Annotated in this window: 1 pseudogene; it reads right to left on the reverse strand. The window is 68.7% G+C overall.

The window, feature by feature from the left end:
• Positions 1-80: 80 nt before the first annotated feature.
• Positions 81-1,856 (reverse strand): annotated as a pseudogene (locus ABZ646_RS45265) (LamG-like jellyroll fold domain-containing protein); the annotation flags it as partial.
• Positions 1,857-2,270 lie beyond the last annotated feature (414 nt).

Raw genomic sequence — 2,270 nt, forward strand, 5'->3', positions numbered from 1 at the left:
TCCGCGCGCAAGGCACGACGTGGAGCAGGGCATGGCTTCCGGCCGCTTCACTGTGGTCGACCCGATGATCACCCTGACCCGGACTCCTCGATCGCGGACACCCACTGGATCATCTGGCCGGGCACGGAGGTGTGGTAGTTGAAGGCGTACTCGTTGATGTTGACGGGCAGTCGGGTGCCCTCCCGGTCGGTGCCCTTGAACAGGTCCTTCTCCCACGCCCGGTACGTGGCGATGTTCTGGCGCACCGCCTCCGGGTGGCTCAGCTCGTGCCAGGTGATCACGTCGGGGAGCGTGCCGGCGGCCAGGGTGTGCGTGAGGAAGCCCTTCACCTGGTCGTACAGAATGCTGGTGTTGGGTCCGGCGATGCGGGCGTCCGGCATCCTGGACTTGATCAGCTTGTAGGCGGAGTCCCAGGCGGCGAAGTAGTCCTTGGGGTCGGTCAGCCAGCTGACCTTGTCGTAGCTCCACTCGCCGGTGCCGAACATGTTGCCCTCGGGCTCGTTGAACGGCACGAAGACGATGTTGTCCTGGTACCGCTTCGGCAGTCGCAGCACCTGGTCGACCTGCTTGGCGAGCTTTTCCTCATAGAGCTTGAGCTTCTCCTGCGGGGTGTCGCCCGGCCATTCGTAGGGGAAGCCGCGGTGGATGTCCGTCATGTAGATGTACACGTCACCGTCGGTGGAGTCGGCCAGTGGGCCGACCACGTCCAGCGCGTCGGCGCCCGGGTGCTGCGGGCCGTCCTGCGCCTTGGTGGAGACGGTGCGCAGGCCCATGCCCTCGATGAGGTTGTTGGTGGGGACGTCCGGTCCGTACACGCCGTAGAGGGTTCCGGAGGCGCCGCCGTGGAAGGGCCCGGTGTCCGAGGCGAGGTCGACGCTGAGGGCTCCCTCGCGGACCACGGTGACGGTCGCCTCCAGGACCTGCCCGGCCGCGGTGCCGGCCACCGTGAAGGTGCCCGCCCGGGCGTATTTCTCGGGCGGTACGGCCTCCCAGGTGATCGGCGTGTCGCGGTCGTAGCCGTCGGAGAAGGTCGCGCGGACCGAGGCGGGCAGGGACGGCGCGGCCCCGGTCGTCGTACGGACGTCGAACGACGTCTGCGAGAGCTTGTCCAGGGTGGGCACGGCCTTGACCGTACCGGCCACCTGCTCGGCGGTGAGTGCCGCGTGCCAGACCGCGAAGTCGTCGATCGCGCCCTTGAGCAGCGGGTCCTGGTAGAAGGACCTGCCGATGTAACCGGCCGCCGTGGCCGAACCGTCCAGCAGGTCCGTGGCCTTGACGGTGGTCACGGCGGAGGAGACCGCCACGCCGTCGAGGTAGGTGGTGACCCGGTGGGCGGTGGTGTCGAGGGTGACCGTCACCGTCCGCCAGCCGTCGGCGGGCAACGGCGCGTAGCCGGAGACCTGCGCCTCCGCTCCGCCGCCGCCGGTGGTCACCGCGGTGCGCAGCACCCCGCCGTTGGACGGCGTCGTGAACAGGTACCTGCCGGTGTCGGTGCCCAGGTCGAAGATCCGTTGCCAGGCCGACTTGTCATCGCCCCACTTCACGCGGGCCGAGACCGTCAGGTCGGTCGCGTCGCCGAGCACTTCGCGGGGGAGACGGACGTACGCGCCGTCGGAGGTGGGCGCACCGCCGGGCAGGGACAGTGCCTTGCCGACGCCGTCGGAACCCGTGACGGACCGGGCGGTGGAGCCGTTGACCAAGGTCGCCGTCAGGTCGTTGCCGGAGCTGTCCGTGATCTTGCCGGTGGAGAGGTCGTCCTGGTCGAAGGTGTAGTGGGCGGCGGGCTGGGGCGTCTCGGCGGCCCGGGCGGGGACGGCCGGTGCGGCCAGCAGGCCCGCCCCGAGAGCCAGCGCCATGGCGGCCGGTGCCCGGCGCCGTGGGGATCTGTCAGCGGGTGGCATGGATCGCGTCCTCAATCCTTGTGTATCGACGTGATGACGTGCGGATATGAATCGAACCGGTTCGACCCCTCTGTGGGCGGCGTGCATCAACTGCGGGTTGTTGCAGGGAATCGCCTCGTCGAACCGGTTCGGGGAAGCTAACACCGGGGTTCCAGCCCATCAATCCCCTCGACCAGAAGGAATATGCGGTTTCCGGTGAGTGCGAAAGTTTCGCCCGGGGAGTTGACAGTCGATGTGGGTGTTCCTACCTTCACATCACGCGAACCGGTTCGATGACCGTCAGTCGAGCCAGTCGAGCCACGTCCGCCTCCCTCCCGCAGCGCCACCGGCACCCGCAGAAGCCCACCGTCGACACGGCGCGGCATCCGC

This window comes from Streptomyces sp. NPDC007162, from assembly GCF_040634175.1.
In the GTDB taxonomy this organism is placed as follows: Bacteria; Actinomycetota; Actinomycetes; order Streptomycetales; family Streptomycetaceae; genus Streptomyces.